Below are 25,614 nucleotides of genomic sequence, written 5' to 3'. Positions count from 1 at the left end.
ACTATTGACCAATGACTATTGACTATGCAAGAAAAAATTTCAACTCTTCAATACATTAAACGCTACCTGAAGCGTTGCATTACGGGTCCGTGGAGCCTTATTTGCGGATTGTCCGTAACGCTCAAGTATTTTTTCAATCCTAAGCGCATCGTTACGGAACAGTACCCCGAAAATCGCAAGACGCTTAAAATGCACGACCGTTACCGCGGCCGCCTCGAGATGATCGAAGATGCAGACGGCAACAACCACTGCACCGCTTGCGGCATGTGCGAACGCGCCTGCCCGAACGCCTCCATCAACGTGCTTGCCACAAAGAACATTGCAGGCAAGAAGGTTCTCGGACGTTACGTGTACCACTTCGCCAGTTGCACCCAGTGTGGCCTCTGCGTAGAAGCCTGCCCGTTTGGAGCCATCCGCATGAGTCCCGCATTCGAAGTTGCGACAACTGACCCGAACGATCTTGAAATGATTTTAAATAAGAAGGAGGGGCAAGGTTAATGTTCCCGGATTTGCCTTTATCGTTTCCGATGGGAGGCATGGACATTGCGTTCTATGTCGTCGCATTCGTGATTTTAATGACGGCAGTTTGTTGCGTTGCAGTCAAAAACATCTTGCAAAGCGCCGTGTTCCTCATCTTTAGCTTTGTCACGACCGCGATCCTCTACATGCTTATGCATGCCGAATTCATCGCACTTGCCCAGGTGATGGTTTACGTGGGCGGCGTCGTGATTTTCGTGGTGTTTACGATTCTTCTCACAAGCCATTTGGGCGAAGACGCCTTCTCGACAAAGATGCCACGAATTTTCACCGCATTTGCGCTTTCCATCGCGTTTGTGTTCGTGATGGTCAAATGCGTGCTGCCGACTCCGGACTTGGCAAGTGGCGTCGTGAACTCCCCCGCCGACTATTCTTCACTCCAGAACTTCGCCTTGCGCTTACTCGGTAACGATCCGAACGGATTCATCATCCCGTTTGAAATCGTAAGCGTGCTCCTCTTGATGACGCTCATTTGCGCTATCACGGTCGCCCGCCGCACCAAGGAAGATGCCGAAGAGGAGGCTAGCAAATGAACCTTCTGAATTGCTTGATTCTCGCATTTTTGCTGTTCGGGATTGGCGTTTGGGGCCTGATGCGCCGCCGCCATCTCATCGGTATGCTCATTTCCATTGAGCTCATGCTGAATGCCGCAAACATCAACTTTATCAGTTTCGCCTACTTCACCGCACACGATGCGACTGCAGGCGCTCTGTTCAGTATCTTTGTCATTGCCGTGACGGCTTGCGAAATGGCCATCGCCCTTGCGATTATCGTGACCATGTACCGCCGCCATAAGAGTCTTGACGTTGACCAGTTGAGGGACCTCCATGATTGATGATATCACTCTCGGCTATTTGATTCTATTGTTCCCGCTCATCACGTTCGTCGTGAACGGGCTTTTCCTCGGAAACAAGTGCGCTAAAGCCGCAGCGATTTTCGCTGTCATTTGCAACGGCCTTGCCTTTGCCGCCGCAGGCACACTCGCATTCCACTACTTCAGCTCGGACTTTGCACCGCAAAAGGCAATTCTGTTCGACCATACGTTTATCCCGTTCATCGGGGACCTAGTCGCAAGAATCGGTATGCTCGTAGATCCGCTCTCCGTGATGATGCTCGTAGTCGTCACGTTCATCAGCTTTATGGTGAACATCTACAGCATCGGCTACATGCGCGAAGACCGCGCCGCCGGGCGTTTCTTTGCACTGCTTTCGCTGTTCAGTTTTAGTATGCTCGGGCTCGTCATCGCGACAAACCTTTTCCAGATGTTCATCTTCTGGGAACTCGTTGGCGTTTCGAGTTACCTGCTCATCGGTTTCTGGTACCACAAGCCAAGTGCCGTAAGTGCCTCCAAGCAGGCATTCATCCTCACCCGCTTTGCCGATAGCTTCTTCTTGCTCGGCATTGTGCTCGTGAGCTACGTCGTCGGCAGTTTCGACTTTTCGACGCTCAATTCGCTCAGCCTCATTGATTTCCAGAAGCAGTTCATCAACCTCGGCCTTGTGACAATCCCGAAGTCCAAAGCGCTCGTTCTCGGCTCCATCTTGATTTTCACCGGTGGCTGGGGCAAGTCCGCCATGTTCCCGATGCATATCTGGCTCCCGAACGCGATGGAAGGTCCGACTCCGGTCAGCTCCATCATTCACAGTGCAACGATGGTCGTCGCAGGCGTTTACCTTGTCGCTCGACTCTTCCCGTTCTTTGCCATTTGCGATAACGCCCTCACGCTCATCATGTGGGTCGGCGCATTCACGATGGTATTTGCCGCCGTCATCGCCTGCACGCAAAAAGACATCAAGCGCATCCTCGCCTACTCCACGCTTTCGCAGCTGGGTTACATGATGTTTGCGCTTGGCGCTTGCAAGATTGGCCAGGTTGTCGCCGTTACCGGCTGGACCGCTTCGACGTTCCACATCTTTACGCACGCGTTCTTCAAGTGCAGCTTGTTCCTCATCGCCGGTAGCTTAATCCATCAGGTCGGCACGAACGATCTCGATGCAATGGGCGGTCTCGGCAAGAAGATGAAACTCACTTACGCATGCACGCTCATTTCGATTCTCGCGATTTCGGGCATTCCGCCGTTCTCCGGATTCTTCTCCAAGGACGAAATCATTCTCGCCGCATTCCAAGGGCACCATTACGTTGTCTTTGGGCTTGCGCTCCTTACGAGCGGTCTCACGACATTCTACATGTTCCGTCTGTTCTTCCTTGCGTTCCATGGCGCTCCACGTCACGAAGGCGTCAAGGCAGGCCATGTGCATGAAGATTTCGCGATGACACTCCCGATTGTAATTCTTGCGATTCCGGCACTTTTGAGCGGCATCCTCGGCAAGGGAATTTTCGAAAAGTTCTTTGTACCGGGACAGTTGAATGTTCCGCAGCTCGTCAAGCTCGACCATGCTGAATGGCTCCCGTTTGTGGCCGTTGGCATTGCAGTCGTTGCACTCGTTATCGCTTGGGTGCTTTACGCAAGCCCGTGGGCAAAAGTCCAACGCGCTCTCGACGAAACGAACCGCAGCGGCATTTATAAAGTCATTTACCACAAGTTCTACTTCGATGAAATGTACTACGCCGTCGTCCGCCAGTTTATCTTTGGCGGTATCGCCCGCGTTGCCCGCGCATTCAACGATTACGTGATTGAAGGACTCCTCGCCTTTACGGTCTGGTTTGTCCACAAGCTCGGTGACTTGGTCCGTTTTGCCCAGGCCGGCTACTTGCCGTTCTACTTGGGCACTTTGATTGTCGGCGTTCTCCTTTGGCGATTCTTCGGCCAGCTTCCCCTGTAAGGCGCACCCATGAATACAATACTTTTTAACTCCATTTGGGTTCTCCCCCTCTTAACGGTTCTCGCCTGCGTACTGATTCCCGCCACGTACGAAAAGACGCTCCGAACCATCCATGTCACGTCGGCAACGATTGTCCTTGCAATTGTCTGCTACTTGACTTACGCCATCTACGCTCTCTCGGGAACTCCGACAGATCCGGCAGCCGCACCGCTTGCACTCCGATTCTTTACGGACATCCCGTGGCTCTCGATGTTCAACGCCCACTACATTGTTGGCGCTGACGGTCTCAACATGCTGTTGCTTGCGCTCACGGCGTTCATCGTCTGGGCGGGCGTGCTTGTAAGTCTCAAGATCAAAGGGAATCAGAAGATTTTCTTTGCGCTTATCCAACTTTTGGCAACAAGCGTTTACGGCGTGTACATGAGCTTTGACCTGGTGCTCTTCTTCGTGTTCTACGAAATGGAAGCACTCTGCATGTACCTCATGATTGCCTGCTACGGCAGCGGCAAGCGCGACTACGGTGGTAAAAAGCTCACGTTGACACTTGCGTTTGGCTCTTCGATGATTCTTGCAACGCTCTTCGGACTTTACTTCGAAAGTGGCGCTACAAGCTGGAACCTCATTGAAATTGCAAAGACGACTCTCCCGATGGATTTCCAGATGTGGGCATTCCCGCTCATGTTCATGGGATTTGCCGTTTCGAGTTCGCTATTCCCGTTCCACTTCTGGAGCCCGGATGGTCACTCCGCTGCACCGACCGCTGTTTCAATGCTCGCCGCCGGTGTGATGATGAAAATGGGTGCCTACGGATGCCTCCGCGTTGCCATGTTCCTCATGCCTGAAGCCGCCAAGATTTGGCTCCCGTACGTTGTAGCACTCCTCATCTTTAACGTGGTTCTCGGCCCGTTCATCGCCATCCGCCACAAGGACCTCAAGTACATCACCGCTTACAGCTCCATCAGCCACTTGGGCCTCATCTTCTTGGGCCTTGCCGCCATGACGCCCATTGGACTTCGCGGCGCTAGCCTCCAGATGATATCTCACGGATTCTTGACAGGCCTCTTCTTCGCAACGATTGGCATGATTTACGAACGCACCCACACCCGTGACATCACGGAAATGGGCGGTATCATGCGCAAGATGCCGTTCCTCGGCGTTGGCTTTGTGCTTGCCGGTTTTGCAGGGCTTGGCCTCCCGGGATTCTCGGGATTCATTGCCGAAAGCACCATCTTCATTGGTGCGTTCCAGCAAGATTCCACGCTCACACGCATCGTGACAATTCTCGCCATTCTCTCCATCACGACGACAGCCGTCTACATTCTGCAAACAGCGAACCGTATGCTTCACGGCCCGCTCCCGCAGAAGTACGAAAGCCTCACTGACGGATGCTTCCGCGAAAAGTTGGTCATCGTCGTTCTCGTTGCCTGCTTGTTGTTCATCGGTGTTTGCCCCGGCTGGATTTCGGAACTTCTGGACCAGAGCATAGCTCCGATTTTTGAAAAGATTTCATCGGCAGGTTTATAGTAGGTTTAATTATGACAAATTTTGCAATTCCAAACTTCATTCTACCTGACGTTTTGCTGCTGATTTTCCCGTTCATCGTAATCGGGATACGCTTGTTCGTAACAACGCGTTCGCAGTTGCCCTGGCGCCTGGCAAACATCGGCTTTATCGCCATATTCCTCCTGCTAAACTTCATCCCACTTGCAGGCGGCAGCGGAAAGCTCTTTATCTGCAACTGGAAAGTGGATGACTTCGGCGTGCTCATGCGCGAAGTGCTCATGGTGAGCGCTCTGCTTGGCATGTGGCTTTCCAAGGACTACTTCGAACACGGCGGAGACAAGAAGCCGCCCATGCACCAGATTGCCGAATTCATTGGCGCCATCGCTTTTGCGACGTTCGGCGGATTCACAGTCGTGAGTGCTTGCGACTTGCTCACATTCTTCCTCGGCCTCGAAATTGCGACCATCCCGATGTACGCACTCGCCGCCTGGAACAAACGCGACCAGTACGGTTCCGAAGCTGCCACCAAGTACATCTTGATGGGCTCTGTCGCAACAGCATTTGAACTGTTCGGCTTCAGCTACCTCTACGGTTTTTCCGGAAGCCTCCACTTCGATGAAATCCAGGCAGCAGTCGCAAGCGGCTCTAGCCCGCTCTTGTGGATTGCCGTGCTGTTCCTCTTCTGCGGAATCGGATTCAAGCTCACACTGTTCCCGTTCTACACCTGGGCCCCGGACGTTTACGAAGGCGCTCCGACACCGGTAACCGCTGTACTTTCCGTGACCTCGAAGGCAACCGCCATTGCGTTCCTCGTCGTGCTCGTCTATGGTCCGCTCTCCCCGATTCAAGATAAAATTGCACCGCTCATCGCGCTCCTCGCAGGCGTCACGCTCTTCGTCGGAAACCTCGGAGCATTAAAGCAGAGCCGCCTCCGCCGCTTCATGGCTTACAGCTCTATCGCTCAGGCAGGCTACATCATGGTCGCCTTGCTTGGCCCAGCAACAACCGCAAAGACGGCAATCATCTATTACCTCTTTGTCTATGCCGTTTCGAACTACCTCGCATTCTTCGTATTCGGCATCATCGGGCATCACCGCGAAGAAACATTCCAGTCGCTCCGCGGACTTTCAAAGCAAAACCCGAGCCTCGCCATCGCCCTTGCGATTTCGATGTTCAGCTTGGCAGGCATCCCGCCTCTCGCCGGCTTCTTCGGCAAGTTCCACCTGTTCTTCAGCGGAGCTTCGACAGGCCATTACACGCTCGTAGCATTCGCCGTCTTGAACAACGTCATTGCGCTCTTCTACTACTTGCAGCTCATCAAGGCAGCCTGGGTCGATGAACCGGACGGACATTTGAACCCACTCCGTCTCACCAAGCGCCAGCGCGAAGTCATCATTTTGCTGAGCATCGCGGTAATCCTCCTCGGCTTTGTTCCGTTCCTGAGCAACAACATCTTTGCCGGATTTATGAATTAAGAATTGACAAGTACCCTGAGCATGTCGAAGGGTACAAAACTATGCAAATGCCCCCGACTTGGTCGGTTATACTCATTCTTATTGCATTGAGCGATACTATGGCTCAGTCCTGCAAAATCAGCAGCACTCCCAAAGGAATGCAAATTCAGAATGAGTAGCCTACCGAAAACACAGACATGTCCTCATTCCCTAATTTGGGCAACACCATAGATATTTCGGGCATTGTCGCTGAAGCGCATATTGACCTCAGTACGGATCCAATATGCATGAAAGCAATTCCCGGTTGCAACGTTACCGTAAAATACACTCAAAGAGAATCCGCAAAAACAAGTCGCGGCGCTCGAGCAGTACTACACAATTTTAAAATTCATTCCGAAAAAGAAACCCTTATGTCAAAGGTCGCAGACTCAACATGGATTCTCCACCCAAGCGATCTTGAGTTAAATATCGGTGATACGCTTTACGTTAAAAACTACTCTGCATTATATTACAACGTATGGGACGAAAATACACATTGCGATTACATTCCCAAGCTTTCTGCAGTAGGCGAATACACCGTTATTCAGGGAAATCAGACGCAAACAATTCACCGATTGCGCACCACAAAAGATCCAAAGTCAAAGACGTTCAATCGAGACGCTAGCGGGCGATTTTCGACAAGCAACAATTGTCATATCATTAAATATTAAAGGATACGCCCGCCTTCGCGGGCATATCCCTTTAAAGTTCAAAGCTCTAATTTCAGCTTGTTTTTACTACAGCAAACCCTTCTTTGCGGAGCGCATGAGGTTCTTGACCTGCTTTTTATCCATTGAGGCGACGTTCGTATCTTCGAAGCGCTTGGAACGCGGAGCGCAATCTTCGCAGAGGTGCTTCACCACCGTCCCAAAACTCGCGGCTCCATCGGACACAGACATTTCCTTAGAGCGGTAAGAGCGCAGCAAGGCTTCCTTGTGGCACTTGTCGCAAATTCCCATCTTGGGGGCGGCAGGCTCGCGGGCAGTATTGCGTTTCTGCTTGTCCTTTTCGGAATCAATGGAGAACGCACGGCTCATGGCCGCATTTTTACTAGCAAAACGATTGTCAAAAAGACCCATAATTACATCTCCTTTAAATCTTCTACAAGTTTATCCTGCAAATATAGCGCTAAAAGCATGCAGCAAAGCGATGTCGGTTCACCGTCTTCCATAAAAAGGCTACGCCCGAACTTGCCGCGTTCCATCTGCTTTTCCTTGAACGCTTCGGCAAATTCAGCAAAATCGAGAAGTGTTACGCGGGGTGCGTTTGCAGCGCAAAACTCACGAATCATCATATTGAGATATTCCACCTCGCTTACCGCAATCGGGAACATTTCCGGGGGAATCGTGAGCAAAAAAAGTCGCGACTGAGTCTTGTTCACAAGTTCGTTCACGACCGTTTCGTAAAGCGAGGCAATCGAGGCGCCATCGGTACCACCGCGGTTCAGTTCACGCAGTCCAAGCCCCATGATAATGCGGCCGGCATTTTTACCAATGACATCGGAAGAAAGACGCGCTTTGATTTGCGATAACGAGACCGCAACAGGCACATTTACGGAAAACTGTATAGGTCGGCTGGGTTCCCGGCACAGCACGGCTTCCACAAAACGGTTCGCCGCTTCGCCCTTGGGGCCGAACATTTCATCGCCTATAACTAATACTCTGTTTTCCACATAAACAATCTATACTTTAGAATCCGATTTGACCACCGAGATTTCCCAATAATCGCCTTTTTTTTCGCGTGAAAGCACTTTATGGCCGTCGGCAATGAGCGATCCGGGCACATTTTCGATCGGGGAACCCTCATCGAGCCAAATTTTGAGCGTTCGACCCGCCGGATAACCGGACATGACGATTCGCGAACGGACGGAATTGAGGGGGCATTTTACACCACGGAGATCCAAAAGGGAGGGAATTTCGCCCTGGAGGGCGGCTGGCAACGGCAAAACTTTCACTTTTTCACAGAAATCGGCGATTTCGTCGGTGTATTTTTCGGGATTTTCAGCCCATTCCCCCACCGGGAACTCCGAAAGTCCGCAACATACTATTTTAGACAGAGCTTCTTCGGGGGTGAGGAGCGCCGATGTACCGCGACGGATCCATTCCACGCATGCATACATTAATAATTTACGTAAAGATTCTGTAAAACCTGCGGTTTCGCGGTTCGCTTCGATCCAGCGAGCGATTGGAGATGTTAAATTATTCTTGCGTTCATCTGCCATTTTTTGCATATTTCGCCATTGTAAAAAAGTCTAACCAAACCTATGTAAAAATACACTTTCCAAAGCAAAAAATGGGCCAAAATTCCTGAAAAATGTAGCAAAGGTCACATTGCGTTTCTATATTTGGCCGCAAGCATTCAATAAATGCAAAGGTTACAGTAGAATGAGTACTATACTACTATACGCAATGTTCGTCGTCTACGTTATCGCAGGCGTGGGATTGGTGATTTACGGGTTTAGCTGCTACTATAGCATCTACCTGTTCCTCAAGAACAGCCGCAAGACGCGACTTTCGGACCGCAAAGCGATCTTGAAGTACTACCGCGAACATTCCATCGCAGACCTCCCGCAGGTCACAACCCAACTCCCGATTTTTAACGAAGCCAACTGCGTTGAACGACTCCTCGAAGCAGTCTGCGCTATCGACTACCCCAAGGACAAGCACGAAATCCAGGTCTTGGACGACTCCACGGACGAATGCTACGAAGTCACCAAGAAGAAAGTTGCTGAACTCGCCGCCCGCGGTTATGACATCAAGCTCATCCACCGCACGAACCGCAAGGACTTCAAGGCTGGCGCTCTCAAGGAAGGCATGGCCGTCGCAAAGGGCGAATTCCTCGCCATCTTCGATGCCGACTTCGTTCCCGAAAAAGACTTCCTCCTGAAGACCGTCCCGTACTTGGTCATGGATCCGCAGGTCGGCCTTGTTCAGGGCCGCTGGGGTCACTTGAACCGCACTGAATCCGGTCTTACGCTCGCCCAGTCTATCGGTATCGACGGCCACTTCGTGGTGGAACAGTCCGCACGTAGCTGGGGCAAGCTCTTTATGAACTTCAACGGTACCGCCGGTGTCTGGCGCAAGGCCGCTATTTACGGCGGTGGCGGCTGGGAAGGCGATACGCTGACCGAAGACATGGACCTTTCTTACCGTTCTCAGCTTGCCGGTTGGAAGATGAAGTTTGTGTTCGACGTGATTGTTCCGGCGGAACTCCCGAACGACATCAATGCATTCAAGGCTCAGCAGTTCCGTTGGGCAAAGGGCTCCATCCAGACCGCTATCAAGATTTTGCCGAAGGTTTTGCGCTCCAAGGTTCCGCTCCGCGTGAAGATTGGCGCCATCCTTCACACGACGCACTACTCGATCCACCCCTGCATGTTGTTCACAGCACTCTGCGCTTGGCCGTTGCTTGCTTTCTTTGAACCGGTCGGACACCTCCCCACTTGGGCATACACGGTTGGTTTCGCATTCATCTTCCTCGCCGCAATCGCACCTTCTGTCCTTTACTTTGTCGCCCAGCGTTGCTCCGGCTACACCGGTTGGAAGATTCGCCTGCTTTCGCTCCCCATCTTGATGGCTCTCGGCGTTGGCATCGCAGTCAGCAACTCCCGCGCAGTGTTTGCCGCAGTTCTCGGCACAAAGGGCAGCTTCGTCCGTACCCCGAAGAACGGAGGCGCCAAGAAGAAGGCCAAGAGCCATTACGCACAAAAGTTCCCGTGGATGGCACTTATCGAACTCCTCGTCGGCGTCTACTGCATTTTCGGTTTGCTCGAATACATCAACGCCAGCAAGTACATCATTGGACCGTTCCTCGCCCTTTATGCAATCGGATTTCTCTCGGTGAGCGTGCTTAGCTTTATGCATTACATCAGCAACATCTTCGAAGTTCGCAAAGCCATTAAGTGCTCTGAATGCGTCGAAGAACAGGCTACGAACTAAACTATAGTTTACGCAAGATGCGGCGAGATTCGCCGAACGCTATTCAAGAAGCTCCGCAAGCGCGGGGCTTTTTTTTGCTTTGAGAAAACCGCAGATGCAAGGCAAGAGTCGCGCAGCTCATAGTCATGCCGAGTTCGAAGAACGAGGCGTCCAGTTATTTATAGAAGCGCAGCCGGACTGGTTCTAAGGATGCGCGAAATCCGCCCGAGATGGTATCGCATGGCGGGAGGCCACGCACAAAGCGGGTGCGGCAGCGGAGTTCTTTGACTTTTTCCGAGACGAACTGTTCGTAATGGAGGCTTGTTTCGAGAACGCCATGATGGAACATCGAATAAACGTTCAACGAGACGGTCGTGAGGATCGCGGCAACCGTTATGGCGACAAGCATTTCCAAGAGCGTAAAGCCGTGTCGAGAAGATTTAGGCAGAGCTAGATTCATTTGCAAATAAGAAAGCCTCCGAACCTCACCGACAGCGCACGAGGCGCTTGAGAGAATAATGTTCATGCGTCACAACCGCCCACGCTAAATGCGGGTTACCTGGAACACGGGTTAAGTGAACAGAAAGAGCCGACGACGAATCTGGAGAACGCTCGCCAGTCAGAGAGTCCGCACAATTCGGGCGGTTCGCCACCAACGATTCCATTGTTTCTAGCACATCATAGAACTCATCCAAGCGCATTCGCTCGTCAGCCACTTCGCGATTGAAGAAGTTCCAACCGCCAAGGAGCGCCGTTGTTCCAACGAGAAAAATTGCGAGCGCCACACAAACCTCGGGCAACGTAAACCCATGACGAGATTGAGTCACAAGCGCCTCCGGGAAAATACGACATTGCGAGTGTCCATGCAAAAGGGTAAGAGCGCTTGCGTCGAATCAAGAATTTTTGACGAAGAATCGCGCTCGACAGTTCCGGATGGTGCGATTGCCAAACCTTCAAATGCAGACTTTTCAAGTAAGGACAAGCGGTTCTCGCGAAAGCCAACAGCAAGCGCTATGCTCGGAAAATTCACCTGAGCACGGCCCGAAATTTCAATATTCTGTTTCGAGAGGAGCGTCCCCGCAATCAAAACATTCCCTGAAACAGCCACGCCTGCAAGCCCAAAGAATTCAGCAAAGTCTGCGGTCACATTTCCTTGAACGCTCACAGAGCCGGTCGCATAAATCCGCAGCGTATCGAAGTGGACGTTACCGCGAATTTTGACATCACCCTCGACTTTTGCCATAAAAGAACGAACTGAAAAATCACCGAGGTCGAGCGTCAAATCGCCAGCGCTCACGTTTATCGCCATCGTGCGTTCCGCAGAAAGCCCATCCGAAGAATCTAACTTAAAAAAACGACGATTTCCCGACAAATTTTTCAGTCCAGCTGACTGCAAAATGCGTTCATGCAAATTCTGCTCCAGCACCACGGCGCAACGCGCCCATTCCGAAGTTGAGAATCGCCCGTATTCACTCCCCAGCAAAAACTGATATTTATCGCGAACACGCCATTCCGTCCAAGGTCCGAGAATCCGAGATTCAACCGTTGGAAGTTCCTTAAAATAGCCCTCCGGAAATCCTTCGAGCTTAGCAAGTACAGCCGACTCAGCGAAGTACATTTCTTGAGTTTCATTTGCAACAAGCAAAACCGTCCGACGGAGAGTCCCAGGCATGCGAAGCATCGCAGTCATGAGAATAGAAAGCACAAGTAACAAGCCCAACACAAGCGGAAGAACGTTACCGCATTTTGAGCGCATAACGGACCTCCTTGCGACCACAACGCATCACGACATCATCCATCCCAATACGTTTCACGCGGTACTGCAAAAGCGAATCACCGACCGAAAGCGTTCTCATTTCACCCGCAGATGTTTTCACAAGCGCCACTCGCCCACCTACAATTCCAAGCAAATTAAACGTTGATGAATCACAGGCTCCGCGTGAAATTCGCCGATTTCCAAAAGCGTCATCATCAGCGAGTCCCGCCCGCCCAAGTGTCCATTTTGAAGGGAGCAAATCGCGGTGGCCTTCCGCCCATGCAAGCATTTCCAAATCACGCGCAGCAGGCAGACTCAATTCAACTGGCGGCACATCCACAAACGAATTACGCGACTCACCATCAATAATTTTTGCATAAAGTACATCCGTCAAATCATCACAAATTGCAAAAATAGCCACACACAAAATAAGAACCGCCACAGCACGCATAGTCCACCGTTGCCGTTCACAAGGTTTCATTGAATTGCATTCATCTAAATCTTTGCCACGCCAAAATGGGTCTTGAGTTGCTTTCTGAAAAAGTTTATCCATATTCATTAAATTTTCATCAGCGCTAGCATTCTTACAACAAACAATAAATTCTCCAAAAACTCCTGCAGTGCCCGATTTTGCAAATAGTTCATCGACTTTCAAAAATTCTTTAAAGCGCGCAACACGTTCCCGACAAGCGTCATCAAACGATTCTCCATAGCCAAATTCTTCTGACCAATGGCACAAACGCCCTTCCATAAAAACAAGAATGTACAGGCGATGTTCCCAAAGGGCGACAAGCAACAAATTCCCATTTTTTGCGCAGTTATTACCGAACTCAGCACATTCGCTGCCACACCCTGCGCACGTTTCATCACATTTCATGCAATTTGAGCTATCCCATTCGCCTCGCAATATTTTGTCAGCAATTGCATACAACGCAATTTGTATGGGCAAACAACGGTCAAACATTTTTCGGTATTTTTCCAACGGTTCATCCGCTACCGCCACGAGATAGCGATGCTTACGCCCGTCCAATGCATTGAACGAAACTAGCGGCCAAAAGAAAACGCGACTTTCCGCAACAAATACATCCCTAAAATCCTCGTCAAAACGTTTGCGCAATTCCGTCTCAGTAAGAGTCCCGTCAAATGATGTCGTCACTTCCCACGTCATCATCCGCGCTGTAACAGGCGAGATTCGCTTTTTCCAATACAAAAATTTACCCTCCATTTTTTTTCGTTTACTAGACTTCACTGGATGGGGCTAAAGCCCCAACTCTTTGGCTCGGTTATAAAAATGAGTAAACTCATTTTTGCAACACTCGCCTTCTGAGTTGTCTTCCCCTTTCAGGGTCAGGATGACGAAGAAAAAAACATTTATCGTTTAACTTCAACTGTTGGCGTAATGAAAATCGCAAGTTCACTTTCATCCTCTTCTTCGGAGGTGTAGCTAAACAAGCGTCCAAGCAACGGGATACTCCCCAAAAACGGTACCGCTTGCCGCACCTCCGTCTTGTTCTTGCGAATGAGTCCGCCCAAACAAAGCGTTTCACCGTCACGCAACACCACCGTCGTTTTCATATTCCGTGAACTGATGTCCCGCGGCCCATCGCCCGTGCTCCTGCCCGCCGTCTTGATTTCCGGCGACACAGACAACGTTATTAAGCCATCCTGCGTCATTGTCGGCGTAAGCTCTAGCGAAATGCCATCGTTAAACGAGCGATAATCCGTAATCGGATACCCATCCGCAGAAACTTGACTGACAAGATAATAGACCGTATTCGTCACGTTAAGTTCCGCCTTGTTGCCGTTCAACGTTGTCACGCGCGGTCGTGCAAGTACCTTCGCCTCGTTGTTCTCTTCCATGGACGAGAGTTCCAGCTCAAAGCGATCCGGCAAGATTCCGATTTTTCCGAACGCCCCCGATTTCGAAATATCCTTGCCCAAGAAATCAAAGAAGCCACGCACCTGGATATCGCGCTCGCCCACATTCCGCGTTGCCCCGCTCCGCACGCCAATTGCAAAGCCGCGCCCCTTGCGAAACTCCACAATCACACACGCAAGCGTCACCTGCATTTGAGGTACGTCAATCATCTTCAAGAACTCCTCAGCACGCGCCATCGCCTGCGGCGAACCGCCAAGCACAATTGCATTCTGCTCGCGATATTCCGAAGCATTCAGTTCCGCCCCCTTCATAAATTTCGAAAGTTGAGCCATCGCTTTCTCGGGTGATGCATGCTTTAGCGGGAATACTCGCACGCCGGCAATCGCCTTTGCCCCCGCCTCCGAAACCAGAAGCGACGTTGAATCCAGCCGAAACGCAAATGCACTCCCGCGAAAAAGCGACGCTAAAAGTTCCGGTAGAGAAACATCCTTGAACGACATTTGCACCGTTTCATTCAAGTCGCCATAGACCGCCAAATTGAGCCCAGCCTCTTCTGTAACCGCCTTGAGCACCGTCTTGAGCGGAGCAGACTGCAAATCCACCGAATAAAGGTCGCCTGCACGTTCCACAGAAATTTCCACTTCCGGCGAGTCATTGCGCAACACCCCAGACACAGCCCTTCCCCCACGCGAGACACGCAAGCACCCGCGCTCGCCACGCACCTTAAAACCGTTCGACTCCATCAGCACACGAAACGCCTTTTCCGGAACCATTCGCCTCAGGTTTCCCGTCACCACGCCATCCACGTCATAATCCGCAAGCACATTCACGCCCGTATTCAGTCCAAATTCCTTCACAAACTCGCGCACATTCATGTTTTTAACATCAACGACCACCCCAGAATCCGTAAGCGCAATCGAACCATTCTGCACGCGCGAGCGCCGAATATGGTACACACGGCCCTCCAGCACCAAATCCAGCCCATGTGCCGCACAAAGCGAAGTCAGCCCTTCAAAAAGCCCCACGCCCTCCAAGTGAAATGTCACGTGCACATCGCCCGCATCATCCGTCAAAATTGACGTCCCATACGCAAGCGAAAGAGTCCGCGCCACCTCCGAGAGCGCGACATCAGCAAAATCAAGCGTAACCGCCCCCGATGAAGTCCGAGCAGACCTCGAGAACGTTTTCGGCGTACTAACAGAACGCGCAACCGAAGACGAAGCGCCCGCCAGCGACGAAGACAACAACAATGTCAAAAGGGAAATTCCCAGAATCCTTAGAAGCATACGATTCTCCTAAAATGCGCATGCCCGCTTTTTCAATGCGAACGCTCTTTGGCGCTACAATTGCGGCCCCTGCCCGGGATAATATTAAGGATCTAAGAAACGATATAATAAGTTGCGGAGTCAATGTACAAAATTGCGAACGCAAAAGCAAGGCGGAGGCCTTTAGTCATTGGTCATTAGTTATTGGTTTATAATCTAAGAACCATTGACCCAAAACCAACAACCCAATAAATTTTCGGAACTTTTGTCCCCGCTGAGGCGAATTACCTCGTTTTTTTATGGGCTTTATGGCAAAAGAATCGGTATTTCCGTGCAAAAGTGGCGAATTTCATGCAATTTCGGCATTTTTCAAAAACTGGCACGGTTCTTGCTAAAGAGAGGGTGTAAAACAAGAATCCACCTCAATCATAGGAAGAATCATGAAATCAAAATTCATTGCAATCCTCACAATCTCTACGCTCGCCTTCTTTGCCACTGCATCCGCCAAGAGCGATGTTTCTGACATGAAGAGCGTCAAGGCCGAAATCTCCGCTGAAATTTCGGAAGAAGTCCAAGCTGAAGTTGTCGACAAGGCAGACTTCAAGAAGATGCGCGAAGAAAGCAAGGAAGCCCGCAAGGGTCTCCTCGACAAAATCAAGCTCGAAAAGGACGAAGCCAAGGTAGAAGCCCCGAAGCCGCCGAAGCCGGAAATTCTCCCGCCGACCCCGAAGACGGAAGAAGAACTCCAGGCAGAACGCGAAGCTCACAAGGCTGAAATGGAAGCCAAGAAGGCCGAACATGAAGCAAAGAAGGCTGAAGCCGAAGCAAAGCGTGCAGAACGTGAAGAAGCTTTGAAAGCTGAACGCGAAGCTAAGAAAGCCGAAATGGAAGCCAAGCGCGCCGAAGAAGAAGCTAAGCGTGCTGAACGTGAAGAAGCCCGCAAGGCCGAACGCGAAGCAAAGAAGGCCGAAATGGAAGCCAAGCGTGCCGAACTCGAAGCACAACGCGCAGAACGCGAAGAAGCTCTGAAAGCTGAACGCGAAGCTAAGAAGGCCGAAATGGAAGCCAAGCGTGCTGAACTCGAAGCTCAGCGCGCAGAACGCGAAGAAGCTTTGAAGGCCGAACGCGAAGCTCGCAAGGCTGAAATGGAAGCTAAGAAGGCTGAGCTCGAAGCACAGCGCGCTGAACGCGAAGAAGCTCTGAAAGCCGAACGTGAAGCCCGCAAGGCAGAACTCGAGGCAAAGAAGGCTGAACGCGAAGCACAGAAAGCAGAAAAAGAAGCCGTAAAAGAAGAAAAGACCGTAGCACAGGTTGAATAAGGACTTTCCTCCTAAAAAACTGGGCGACGGGAGCAACCGTCGCCCTCTTTTTTCCGAGTCTTTTCAAGGTTAACGCTATGAAAAACGCAAACAAACTTATTGCACTTTTGACCAGCTCGGTATTCGTAACGGTTCCGTTTGCCCAACCGGAATCTGATATCGCTACACCCGCAGAAAGGTCCGAAATGACGCAAGACGTTCCAAACCTTGGACAGAAGCAGAAAGAAGACTGGCAGCGCTTACGTGAAGAGCGCAAGCAGGCGCGGCAACAAATCCTTTCGGACATCAAAGCAAACGCCCAAGCCGAAATCAAGGATATCCAGCAAGACATCAACCTGCAAAAAACGAGCAACGTCTTAAACGAGAGCAAAGTCAACGCACGAGAGAACCTGTTCAACAACGGAAAAGGGCCTCTCGAAAAGAATCGCGAAGAACGGGAAAAGCACAAGCCCGAAAATCCGCCGTTCGATGTTCCACGTCCAAACGAGCACATTCCGCTCCCCAAAGGCCCCAAGATTTAAAATTTTTCTTGCCTCCTCCCCCAAAATAAAAATCCATTGAGCACAGCCCAATGGATTTTTCAGCTTCGTTGCAATTTATTTAAAATCTAAAATTACAGCGGTGCAGGCGTATACTTATAGACGCCATTGCTACACGTAAATGCGCAACTGTCGACAACTTTGGACGAACCGTTTTCACTGCAAGCGGTCCCCTCAACACCTAGACTCGGGCAACGCACAGATGCCGTGACACAAGATTCTTTTTCACCGCATTCGTAATATTTATAACGTTCCACCCAGCGACCTTTCACGCAGATATAATTTTCAGACCGGTAAGAGCCATCCTGCATTTCAATGCGGAGGTCCCTGCTCAATTCGCTTTCTTCACAAGACTCGCTCAACCAGCTATTATTGCTATTGCAGAATTCCTTTTCTCCGCGAGCGCAGCGTTCGTAGTCCATAAGCGGGAGTGCACAATTACCGCCATTTTGCGCATCGCACGTCGGCTGCAAAATTTCACGTCCGCAGCCGTCAGCATCGGAATCACAATCAAGAAGCTCTAAAGTCCATAAACCACTTTGGCAGACATACATTTCACCCGTTTTGCAGTCCTGGGTACGTTTTTGCAGGTTTTCATCGCAAGCTATACTGCAGCGCGTCTTTCCTTCTGCGCACCGGAAATCGGTGATATGTTCGCAGATTTCGTCGCCCATGCCCATTTTTAGCCATTTGCCCTGAACGCATTTGTAATGACCATTGAACGCACCTTCTTCAAAACATGCGGCGCAATATTCAAGCTCGCCACGAGCGCAATGCTGATTTTCTTCCGTTTTCTTGATTTCCCACATTTCGCCGTTGCATACGTAAATTGCGCCACTTTCGCAGTCGGCAATTTCCCGGACGCCGTCCGGCTGGCAAAGGCGATAGTCACAACCAACCATTCCCGGCTTGCATTCAGTCGGCTTGATGTCCATGCAGGCAACCGGCTGCCAATTGTTGTTTTTACATTCGTAATTTTCCCCCGTCACACAGTCGACTGCGGTGCGGCCATTCTGATTCACGCAGTTACCTTGTGCGGTCATGCCGTCATAATCCGAGATGTGACGGCATGTTTCCTCAAGTTTTTCTTCACAACAAACAGGCTCCTGTGCCCAAATGCCGTTACAGTGGGTAGTCCAACGGCCATTCGGACAAATTTCTGCAACGGTCTTCCATTCGCCTTCACGACAATAAAGAGTCGCGCCCGTAAGGCAATCCCTGCTTTCATGCTCCACGCCGATTCTACACGGATGGCAAGCACACGTTTCACCAGAGGGGCAAGGTTCGCACACATTATCGCTCACATGCTTGCAAGTCTCAAAAATGCTTGAGCTGGACAGATTCGCAACTGAAGACGAACTTTCGCTTTTGGCAGACGAACTTTCAACAAATTCGCTACTTGACAGCGGTTGAATTTTCGCCTCGGAACTGGAGGACTGCAGCGGATTTAGCTGTTCAACAGCCGAGGAATTGACATTATTGTACTCGGGAGCGCTGATGTTATCAGTATCGCAAGCCACGATTCCAAACGCGGCGGCTACAACCAAGGTAGCGCCGATGTATTTAATCGGTTTCATGATTATATCTCCTTTTTTATTAAATTCTATTTAGCTTGAACTGGTGACTTTATATTCACCCATTCCTCATTAGATTTTAAAGCCGAACATTTTTGTGACAAATTCATTTCAACAGGAACGTGAACCACATCAGCATGGCTACTAATTTCGCCACAGTAGTAGAACAGGAATCGAGCCTTTTCGGTAGGCGGAATCGCTTTACAGTTTCCGGCCGGAACATCGAGTACCTTGATGGTATCCTTGGCAATACCAGAAACAACATAGCCTCTTGAAAATCCGTCCGCATAAACATTTAACATATAAAGCCCACAGTTTTCATCAAGAGTCTCGTTTTTGATCGCATCAATGATTTCCGGGAAGTGCTTATAAGCCATCGGGAAAAATTCTTCCAGTCCATAGAGGTTTTGTTTTACAATTTTGAGCGGCCACGGGCTATCGAATTCCGTCACTCCCGGCGGCACTGGATTTTCCGGCTCTAGATTTACATTATCATTAAAATCAAATTTCACAGACAACATTTCAACAACAACTAAATCCGAAGCGATATTGAGCAACTTCAAATAATCCTCTAGCGTTTTAGGAGATGCCGAGCCTTCATTTACCGAATCTAAAGAGCTGCTAGACTCTAGCTGCGAGCTATTCGAGGATTCAGCATTCGAGCTGCTAGAGATTGCGTGAGAACTACTCGAAATGGTGCGCGTGCTACTGGATCCAGCACTTGAACAACTGGAAACGACTCGTGAACTGCTAGATTTCACAGAACTGCTAGACTCTATACCAAGATGAGCGTTACCCCAAGAACTTGAGGACATTTTCCCCGAACTAGACAATTCCTCTTCGGAGCTCGACGAAACTCTATAAGCAAATTCATTCGTATCTTCGGACGTACCCGCAACTTTATCCGAAGAGCAACTCGTAAAGAAGCTCAACGAAAAGATTAGCGTGAGCGTTATAAGTTCATACAAACTACACTTCTTCATTTTCGTTCTCCTTCACGTTTTTCGTCAGGGGGAATAATTGCAAATTCAAGCGATAAACTTGTTCAATATTCTTTTCTTCAGCAGCGATGGCAATAATCTGGCGACGGCATTCATGCAGTACACATTCGATTTTATGGAACGACTCGCGCGAAAGCCCCATGGTCACTCCACTAAAGTTACGAATTTCCTTGGGGAGTTCAAGTGCCGATGTCGCAAGTCTGGACATTTGGCGGTGCATATTTCTCATGGCAAGTCGCGTTGCATCCGTTGTGCCCTTGATCGAAGTTTCGGACTGGACAAAATTTTCATCTTCTTTTTTCAGGAGTCCCGATTTCGTGAGAAAGTCGAGAGAATCACGAACTTCCGCAGCAGAGATTTGCGGATAACACATCTTCGCCATTTCGCCAGGAGTGGCGCCCGGCATAATCGGAGCTAGTTCCCTGACGACCGAGTTGTGCCAAGTATCATAGTACTTGAACAGCTCGCCTTCAATCGTGCGGACTTTGTACGTCTTTGCGATAGAAAGCATTTCTTCGTAGGCGTTTTTTTTGCGTTCTTCCGTCTCGGCTTGGCCGAACTTGACCATTGCCCTGAAATAATCCATCTCAAAACCAGCAAGCCCCATAGCAGCCCCCGTGCGCTCCACACCGATACGGCTCAACTTGCTTTTACCGTCGCAAACAACCTTCATGTACGAGGGAGAACTGAATCCTGCGTTCTTGGAGAATTCTCTCCAAGAGAACGCGGAACAGCGCTTGCGTTCCTCGTAGTAATCGCGCATGTACATGCGGAAATCGGTATATTCGACAATCGGTTTCATATTAAAAAATATAAAACCGTTTTTTCAAAAATCAAGTCTATTTATGCTACAAAATTAAAGTTTTTTGCAAAATTTAGGTGTTTTTCTAAAAATTTCGCACAAAAATTTTGCATATACTACATCGTGTAGCATATAGAACAATCAACCCAGCGATTGGCGGGCGGCTTCTTTAGCATGGATGATGGTCGTATCGTACACGGGGAGCACGCTATCTTCTGCGGAGATAAGCATGCCGATTTCGGTGCAACCAAGAATAACGCACTCAGCTCCACGTTCTTTTAAGCTCTCAATGATGCGCTGGTATTCCGCACGAGACGAACCGAGAACCTTACCCAAGCAAAGTTCATTAAAAATAACGTTGTTCACAATTTCAATATCTGGAGCGTCCGGCACAATCACTTCGAGGCCAGCGCTCTTAAGGCGATCCTTGATAAAGTCCTGTGTCATCGTGAATTTAGTGCCGATCAGCGCGACTTTCGTAAAGCCATCGCGAATAACGCTTGTGGCAACCGCATCGGCAATGTGCAGAATCGGGATATGATTTCGCCGCGTCTGCGAGAATAGCAGCAATGCCCTCCCAATTGCCATTGGACATGTTCGCCTCAAGTTCAGCAAAATCGACACTGTACATCAAGATTTTTGCACTGTGAAAACCGCCCAACGCGCTGACAATTTCTTTATTCAAAACATCATAGTACGTGATTGTACTTTCCCAGCTCATTCCGCCAATCAAACCAACCGTCTTCATAAATTTCTCCGTTATTAACCGCAAGCTAACATTCATTAGCCAAATACAACGAAATAATAACTAATATTTTTTAGATGTCAAAAAAAACAAGACTTTACGGGGGTCAATGATGCAACAATTTTACGGAAGAATAGCGGCTTCGCGGTCCAAAGACTTGAAAACATCTTTTTGGGGGATCACCTTGCCCATAGCAATATCACGGCCATTTTGGGCGAGCAGCTTGATAAGTTTCAATCGTTCACGCGCAACCTGAATTGCGTCCATAAGAATTCTCCTTCAAAACTCCCAACAGCCGATACCAAAAATAAAATAAATCAACTGTTACGTCAAACCGACATCGCCACAACGCGCTCCAACTTCAGCAAAGATGACCCGCGCGAGAATTTGAAAATTAGGAGGAAAACCAATTTACACTCCTCTTTTTGGCCTATTCAACATGCACTTACGTGCAGTATTTAAAATTTTTATATATTTGATTGACGATCATAGCAAACGCAAAAAGCACAATTATGGTTGCTCAGAAAAATCGTTTGCTATATATGGAATTGAATTTTAAAGAGATTGATTAATGGCAGCTACGAAATATACAGAAGACAGCATCAAATCCCTAGAGTGGCATGAACACATCCGTCTGCGCCCCGGTATGTACATCGGTAAACTTGGCGACGGACAGAGCCCGGACGACGGCATTTACGTGCTCGTCAAGGAAATTATCGACAACTCCATCGACGAATTCGTGATGGGTGCCGGCAAGAAGATTGAAATCAATATTGACGACCATGCGGCACGCGTGCGCGACTACGGGCGCGGCATTCCTCTCGGCAAGGTCATTGACTGCGTGTCGAAGATCAACACAGGTGGTAAGTACGATTCCGAAGCGTTCCAGAAATCCGTCGGCTTGAACGGCGTGGGTACAAAGGCCGTGAATGCACTTTCTACCAAATTCATTGTCAAAAGCTACCGCGATGGCCGCATGAAGCAGGCTGAATTCTGCCGTGGCGTGCTTGTGCAGGACTACAAGGAATGTGCAACGACCGAAAAGAACGGTACCGAAATTTACTTTGAACCGGACGCCGACATTTTCAAGAACTACCGTTTCCTCCCGGCCTACATGGAAGAAAAGGTCTGGAACTACGCCTACTTGAACAACGGCCTCCAGCTCATCATGAACGACAAGGTCTACACGAGCCCGAACGGCCTTTTGGACCTTTTGAACAAGCACGTGGACGATTCCATCCGCTACCCGGTGATCCACTTTAAGGGCAAGGATATTGAATGCGCCTTCACGCACGGGAACCAGTACGGCGAACATTACTACAGCTTTGTAAACGGTCAGCACACCACGCAGGGCGGTACACACCAACAGGCATTCCGCGAAGGCCTTGTCAAAGGCGCCCGCGACCATTTCAAGAAGGACTTGGACCCGCAGGACGTGCGCAATTGTATCATCGGTGCCATTTCGGTGCGCATCCAGGAACCGGTCTTTGAATCCCAGACAAAGACAAAGCTCGGCTCGACAACAGTCGCTCCGGGTGGCGCCCAGCTGCGCTCCTGGGTTGTGGATTACGTTGCAAGCGAGTTCGACAACTTCTTGCACAAGAATCCCGAAACCGAAAAAGCGCTCCTCAACCGCATCACGCAGAACGAACGTGAACGCAAGGAAATCGCAGGCATCAAGAAGCTTGCAAACGAACGCGCCAAGAAGGCAAACTTGCACAACCGCAAGCTTCGCGACTGCAAGATCCACCTTACCGACGTCAAAAACGCGCTCAACCGCGAATCGATGATTTTCATTACAGAAGGTGACTCCGCATCCGGCTCTATCACCAAGGCTCGTAACGTGCAGACGCAGGCTGTGTTTAGCCTCCGCGGTAAGCCACTCAACAGCTTTGGCATGACGAAAAAGGTTGTGTACGAAAACGAAGAATTCAACTTGTTGCAGCACGCGCTCGACATCGAAAACGGTCTCGAGAACTTGCGTTACGACAAAGTGATTATCGCGACCGATGCTGATGTGGACGGTATGCACATTCGCCTTTTGCTCATGACGTTCTTCTTGCAGTTCTTCCCGGAACTTGTGGAACAGAAGCACTTGTACATCTTACAGACACCGCTTTTCCGCGTGCGCAACAAGCAGGTGACCAAATACTGCTACGACGAAGCGGAACGCGACAAGGCCGCAAAGGAAATCGGCAAGACCGGTCTCGAGATTACACGATTCAAAGGTCTTGGCGAAATCAGCCCGGAAGAATTCGGACAGTTCATCAACGAGGACATGCGCCTTGAAACGGTGAGCATTCCGCCCGACGCTTCGCTCGGCAAAATGCTGGAATACTACATGGGCAACAACACGCCAATGCGCCAGGAACACATCGTGCTGAACCTGAGAGCAGAAGCTGTCGAAGAACTGTAGTTGGTGCCGGCGGCGCAGTTGGTATACCTCAGGCCACTGCGCTCTTAGAACTTAGCTACCATTTTTTTAATGTCATTCTAAAGCTAGAGGCTATAGAATGACATTTTATTTCTCATTCTGCGCTTTTTCTTTCGCAATTTCATCACTTTTCTTCATAACCTCATCCAAAGTAAACTCCTCCTTGCTAAAAAAGAAGGTATTAGAACCCAAATCTTTGAGCGAAGCCCCAAAATGATATGCGGTTTCATCAATAAACAGAAATCTATCATGCATACCATAGCTGGGCAAAATCTTTATTGGGTAATTCGGATATTGAGCATTATACACCGACAAGTCAACTCCAAAAACTTTACTTTTATCATAGGTATAGATTGTTACAGAAACATCTTTTTGCCGTTTAAGCATCATTGTCAAAGTTTTCTCGTCCACATATCTATCAACTAGGACAATTCTCTTTTTGGCCTGCCTAATCAAACCACACACAAATACATAAGCATCGAAAACCTGGTTATTATAGAACAAGCCCTTTGAACGCAATTCGCCCCGATCCATAGCTTCAAAAAGTTCATCTATTTTTTGATCATGTTCAAGCATTTTTCGGTCTTGCGCAAGCATCCGTTCATCCTGATTAATAATCTTCGCTTCTACATTTGAAAGGCGATTGACAATGCAGCCATTTTGCATCATAAAATGACGCATAGCTACAAAAGCATTCATAATGCCTATGCTTACTCTAATGGCATTTTCACTATGCAATACGGCAGAAAGCATTGCAACCCCTTGTTCCGTGAATGCATAAGGCAATTTTTTCACATTAAAACCGCGTTTATTGCCACTAGCGTTCAAAGTCGCAATTTGCGACTTTGAACAACGAGAAGCCTCCTCCAAATCCAACTGAAAGCAGAATTCCTCAGGAAATCTTTCAATATTACGCTTCACCTGTTCATTGATGCGTTTAGTTTCTACCCCATAAAGCGTAGCCAAATCGCGATCAAGCAATACTTGCTTATCACGAATGACAAAAATCATCTTTTCAATTTCAGTCGCAGTCAAAGGATTCAACGAGACAACCTCATTACCCATATTGTTTTTCATTTTTGCTCCCACAAAAAAAGCCGGCTTTTATATTTTCATATAAAAAACCGGCAATTTGATAACTCTTTAATCTTTTTGAGGTGAATAACAATCACCAATGGTCTCAATATACAAAAAACAATTTCAAAAAAACAATATTTAAAATTAAAAACTCACGATTTAATAATCGCGAGCTTTTTATTTTTTAATGGAGATGCCCACTCGGAGGTGGGCATGACAAGAATAGAGGCGAACTCGACTCTACACCTTGTGGAGTGTCTGCGTCTTGGGGCCTTTCACGCCGGCAGGGAGGATCATCATGACCTTTTCCATGCGGGTGCCGTCCATGCGCAGAACGCGGAACGTGTAACCCTGAATTTTGACTTCGGCGCCTGGCGATGGGATGATTCCAAGCGTTGCCTGGATGAGGCCGGAAAGCGTTTCCACGTGGGAATTCTCAGGCGGCTTGAGTTCCACATCGAGTTCGTATTCCAAATCCGAGAGCGTCATCAGCGGGTCGAGAATGTAGCGTCCGTCCTTCAACTTCTGCACGTCCTCGTCTTCGTCCATGTCGTCTTCGTCGCGGATTTCGCCGACAATTTCTTCGAGAATGTCTTCGAGCGTCACAAGACCAGCCGTGCCGCCGTATTCATCCACGACAATCGCGAGCTGGTTACCCGTCTTGCGGAGTTCCGTCAACAGGTCATCAATCTTCTTGTGGTACGGCACGTAGACCGGCGGCATCACGAGCTTCATCAAGTCAAACGGTTCGTCGCGATGTTCCGTGTACCATTCCAAGAAGTCGCGGTTCGAAAGGATACCGACAATGTTGTCGACCGTTTCCTTGTAAACCGGCAAGCGAGAATGGCGTTCGTTGTTCAACACCTTCACCAAGTCCTCAAGCGACGTGTCCACATCAATCGCGCACATGTCCACACGCGGCGTCATGATTTCGCGCACCGGCGTTTCCACGAAGTCGAAGATATTGAGAATCATCTGGCGTTCTTCTTT

General features: G+C 49.5%; 25 protein-coding genes and 1 pseudogene. 11 read left to right on the top strand and 15 right to left on the bottom strand.

The annotated features are described in order from the left end of the window. The first annotated feature begins 24 nt into the window (after positions 1-24). From B3A20_RS00825 to B3A20_RS00795, 7 genes are all read left to right on the top strand, one after another. A complete protein-coding gene (locus tag B3A20_RS00825; protein ID WP_014546973.1) occupies positions 25-498 on the top strand; it encodes a NuoI/complex I 23 kDa subunit family protein in 474 nt (157 codons plus the stop codon). Continuing rightward, on the top strand, positions 498-1,070 hold the full coding sequence (locus B3A20_RS00820) for an NADH-quinone oxidoreductase subunit J (protein WP_290760820.1): 573 nt from the start codon (positions 498-500) through the stop codon (positions 1,068-1,070). The genes B3A20_RS00825 and B3A20_RS00820 overlap by 1 nt, the downstream gene beginning before the upstream one ends. Next, the gene (nuoK, locus tag B3A20_RS00815; RefSeq protein WP_014546971.1) at positions 1,067-1,372 is read left to right on the top strand and encodes an NADH-quinone oxidoreductase subunit NuoK; all 306 of its coding nucleotides are present in this window, start codon (positions 1,067-1,069) and stop codon (positions 1,370-1,372) included. Before B3A20_RS00820 ends, nuoK begins: the two co-directional genes overlap by 4 nt. After that, positions 1,365-3,320 (top strand): NADH-quinone oxidoreductase subunit L, encoded by a 1,956-nt coding sequence (gene nuoL / locus B3A20_RS00810; protein ID WP_290760815.1) that lies wholly within the window; start codon positions 1,365-1,367, stop codon positions 3,318-3,320. The genes nuoK and nuoL overlap by 8 nt, the downstream gene beginning before the upstream one ends. Positions 3,321-3,329: 9 nt before the next feature. Then, positions 3,330-4,844: a complex I subunit 4 family protein gene (locus B3A20_RS00805; protein ID WP_173467920.1), complete on the top strand. Its 1,515-nt coding sequence runs from the start codon at positions 3,330-3,332 to the stop codon at positions 4,842-4,844. An 11-nt stretch (positions 4,845-4,855) separates the two neighbouring features. After that, positions 4,856-6,298 carry an NADH-quinone oxidoreductase subunit N gene (locus B3A20_RS00800; protein WP_290760811.1) on the top strand — a complete coding sequence of 481 codons (1,443 nt, stop codon included), beginning with the start codon at positions 4,856-4,858 and terminating at the stop codon, positions 6,296-6,298. Positions 6,299-6,687: 389 nt separating this feature from the next. Next, positions 6,688-6,987, top strand: a complete 300-nt coding sequence (locus tag B3A20_RS00795) for a hypothetical protein (protein WP_290760809.1) — start codon at positions 6,688-6,690, stop codon at positions 6,985-6,987. A gap of 66 nt (positions 6,988-7,053) precedes the next feature. Here the strand turns inward: B3A20_RS00795 and B3A20_RS00790 are convergent, their stop codons facing one another. The 3 genes from B3A20_RS00790 to B3A20_RS00780 are packed head-to-tail and all read right to left on the bottom strand — an operon-like array spanning position 7,054 to position 8,546. Then, positions 7,054-7,395: a hypothetical protein gene (locus B3A20_RS00790; RefSeq protein WP_290760807.1), complete on the bottom strand. Its 342-nt coding sequence runs from the start codon at positions 7,393-7,395 to the stop codon at positions 7,054-7,056. Positions 7,396-7,397: 2 nt separating this feature from the next. Beyond that, positions 7,398-7,955, bottom strand: coding sequence for a hypothetical protein (locus B3A20_RS00785; RefSeq protein ID WP_290760805.1), 558 nt, complete (start codon positions 7,953-7,955; stop codon positions 7,398-7,400). A gap of 42 nt (positions 7,956-7,997) precedes the next feature. Continuing rightward, a complete protein-coding gene (locus B3A20_RS00780; RefSeq protein ID WP_290760802.1) occupies positions 7,998-8,546 on the bottom strand; it encodes a sulfurtransferase TusA family protein in 549 nt (182 codons plus the stop codon). Positions 8,547-8,700: 154 nt separating this feature from the next. Here B3A20_RS00780 and B3A20_RS00775 point away from each other — a divergent pair, with 154 nt between their 5' ends. Next, entirely contained in the window at positions 8,701-10,254 is a 1,554-nt protein-coding gene (locus B3A20_RS00775) for a glycosyltransferase (protein WP_290760800.1), read from the top strand. Positions 10,255-10,408: 154 nt separating this feature from the next. Here the strand turns inward: B3A20_RS00775 and B3A20_RS00770 are convergent, their stop codons facing one another. The 5 genes from B3A20_RS00770 to B3A20_RS00750 form a co-directional block, all read right to left on the bottom strand. Further along, complete coding sequence (locus B3A20_RS00770; protein WP_290760798.1) at positions 10,409-10,693, bottom strand: prepilin-type N-terminal cleavage/methylation domain-containing protein; 285 nt, start codon at positions 10,691-10,693, stop codon at positions 10,409-10,411. Positions 10,694-10,718: 25 nt separating this feature from the next. Next, positions 10,719-11,060, bottom strand: a complete 342-nt coding sequence (locus B3A20_RS00765; RefSeq protein ID WP_290760796.1) for a type II secretion system protein — start codon at positions 11,058-11,060, stop codon at positions 10,719-10,721. Further along, positions 11,057-11,989, bottom strand: a complete 933-nt coding sequence (locus B3A20_RS00760) for a hypothetical protein (protein ID WP_290760794.1) — start codon at positions 11,987-11,989, stop codon at positions 11,057-11,059. The genes B3A20_RS00765 and B3A20_RS00760 overlap by 4 nt, the downstream gene beginning before the upstream one ends. Further along, the gene (locus tag B3A20_RS00755; RefSeq protein ID WP_290760792.1) at positions 11,970-13,214 is read right to left on the bottom strand and encodes a hypothetical protein; all 1,245 of its coding nucleotides are present in this window, start codon (positions 13,212-13,214) and stop codon (positions 11,970-11,972) included. Before B3A20_RS00755 ends, B3A20_RS00760 begins: the two co-directional genes overlap by 20 nt. 146 nt (positions 13,215-13,360) lie before the next feature. After that, the gene (locus B3A20_RS00750) at positions 13,361-15,154 is read right to left on the bottom strand and encodes a type II secretion system protein GspD (RefSeq protein ID WP_290760790.1); all 1,794 of its coding nucleotides are present in this window, start codon (positions 15,152-15,154) and stop codon (positions 13,361-13,363) included. A gap of 419 nt (positions 15,155-15,573) precedes the next feature. Between B3A20_RS00750 and B3A20_RS00745 the strand changes: the two genes are divergently transcribed. Together B3A20_RS00745 and B3A20_RS00740 are read left to right on the top strand one after the other, a co-directional pair. Beyond that, entirely contained in the window at positions 15,574-16,452 is an 879-nt protein-coding gene (locus B3A20_RS00745; RefSeq protein WP_290760788.1) for a hypothetical protein, read from the top strand. 77 nt (positions 16,453-16,529) lie between these two features. Then, positions 16,530-16,973: a hypothetical protein gene (locus B3A20_RS00740; RefSeq protein WP_290760786.1), complete on the top strand. Its 444-nt coding sequence runs from the start codon at positions 16,530-16,532 to the stop codon at positions 16,971-16,973. Positions 16,974-17,065: 92 nt separating this feature from the next. On the opposite strand, the gene B3A20_RS00735 is transcribed toward B3A20_RS00740, so the two are convergent. From B3A20_RS00735 to B3A20_RS00715, 5 genes and pseudogenes are all read right to left on the bottom strand, one after another. Continuing rightward, entirely contained in the window at positions 17,066-18,568 is a 1,503-nt protein-coding gene (locus B3A20_RS00735; RefSeq protein WP_290760784.1) for a hypothetical protein, read from the bottom strand. Between the two features lie 26 nt (positions 18,569-18,594). Continuing rightward, a complete protein-coding gene (locus B3A20_RS00730; RefSeq protein ID WP_290760782.1) occupies positions 18,595-19,548 on the bottom strand; it encodes a hypothetical protein in 954 nt (317 codons plus the stop codon). Further along, the gene (locus B3A20_RS00725) at positions 19,535-20,368 is read right to left on the bottom strand and encodes a TIGR02147 family protein (protein ID WP_290760780.1); all 834 of its coding nucleotides are present in this window, start codon (positions 20,366-20,368) and stop codon (positions 19,535-19,537) included. Before B3A20_RS00725 ends, B3A20_RS00730 begins: the two co-directional genes overlap by 14 nt. A gap of 141 nt (positions 20,369-20,509) precedes the next feature. After that, positions 20,510-21,116: pseudogene (locus B3A20_RS00720) on the bottom strand (aspartate/glutamate racemase family protein). Positions 21,117-21,236: 120 nt separating this feature from the next. After that, positions 21,237-21,380: a hypothetical protein gene (locus B3A20_RS00715; protein WP_173561592.1), complete on the bottom strand. Its 144-nt coding sequence runs from the start codon at positions 21,378-21,380 to the stop codon at positions 21,237-21,239. Between the two features lie 304 nt (positions 21,381-21,684). Here B3A20_RS00715 and B3A20_RS00710 point away from each other — a divergent pair, with 304 nt between their 5' ends. Further along, positions 21,685-23,529: a DNA topoisomerase IV subunit B gene (locus tag B3A20_RS00710; protein ID WP_290760774.1), complete on the top strand. Its 1,845-nt coding sequence runs from the start codon at positions 21,685-21,687 to the stop codon at positions 23,527-23,529. Positions 23,530-23,634: 105 nt separating this feature from the next. Here the strand turns inward: B3A20_RS00710 and B3A20_RS00705 are convergent, their stop codons facing one another. Continuing rightward, positions 23,635-24,624 carry an ORF6N domain-containing protein gene (locus B3A20_RS00705; RefSeq protein ID WP_290760772.1) on the bottom strand — a complete coding sequence of 330 codons (990 nt, stop codon included), beginning with the start codon at positions 24,622-24,624 and terminating at the stop codon, positions 23,635-23,637. A gap of 240 nt (positions 24,625-24,864) precedes the next feature. Then, positions 24,865-25,614: hemolysin family protein (locus B3A20_RS00700; RefSeq protein WP_290760770.1), on the bottom strand; the 750-nt coding region annotated here is incomplete at its 5' end.

The organism is Fibrobacter sp. UBA4297, from assembly GCF_002394865.1.
Taxonomy (GTDB): Bacteria; Fibrobacterota; Fibrobacteria; order Fibrobacterales; family Fibrobacteraceae; genus Fibrobacter.
The sequence above is the reverse complement of the archived record's forward strand: the minus strand, read 5'-3'. Positions and strand labels throughout refer to the sequence as shown.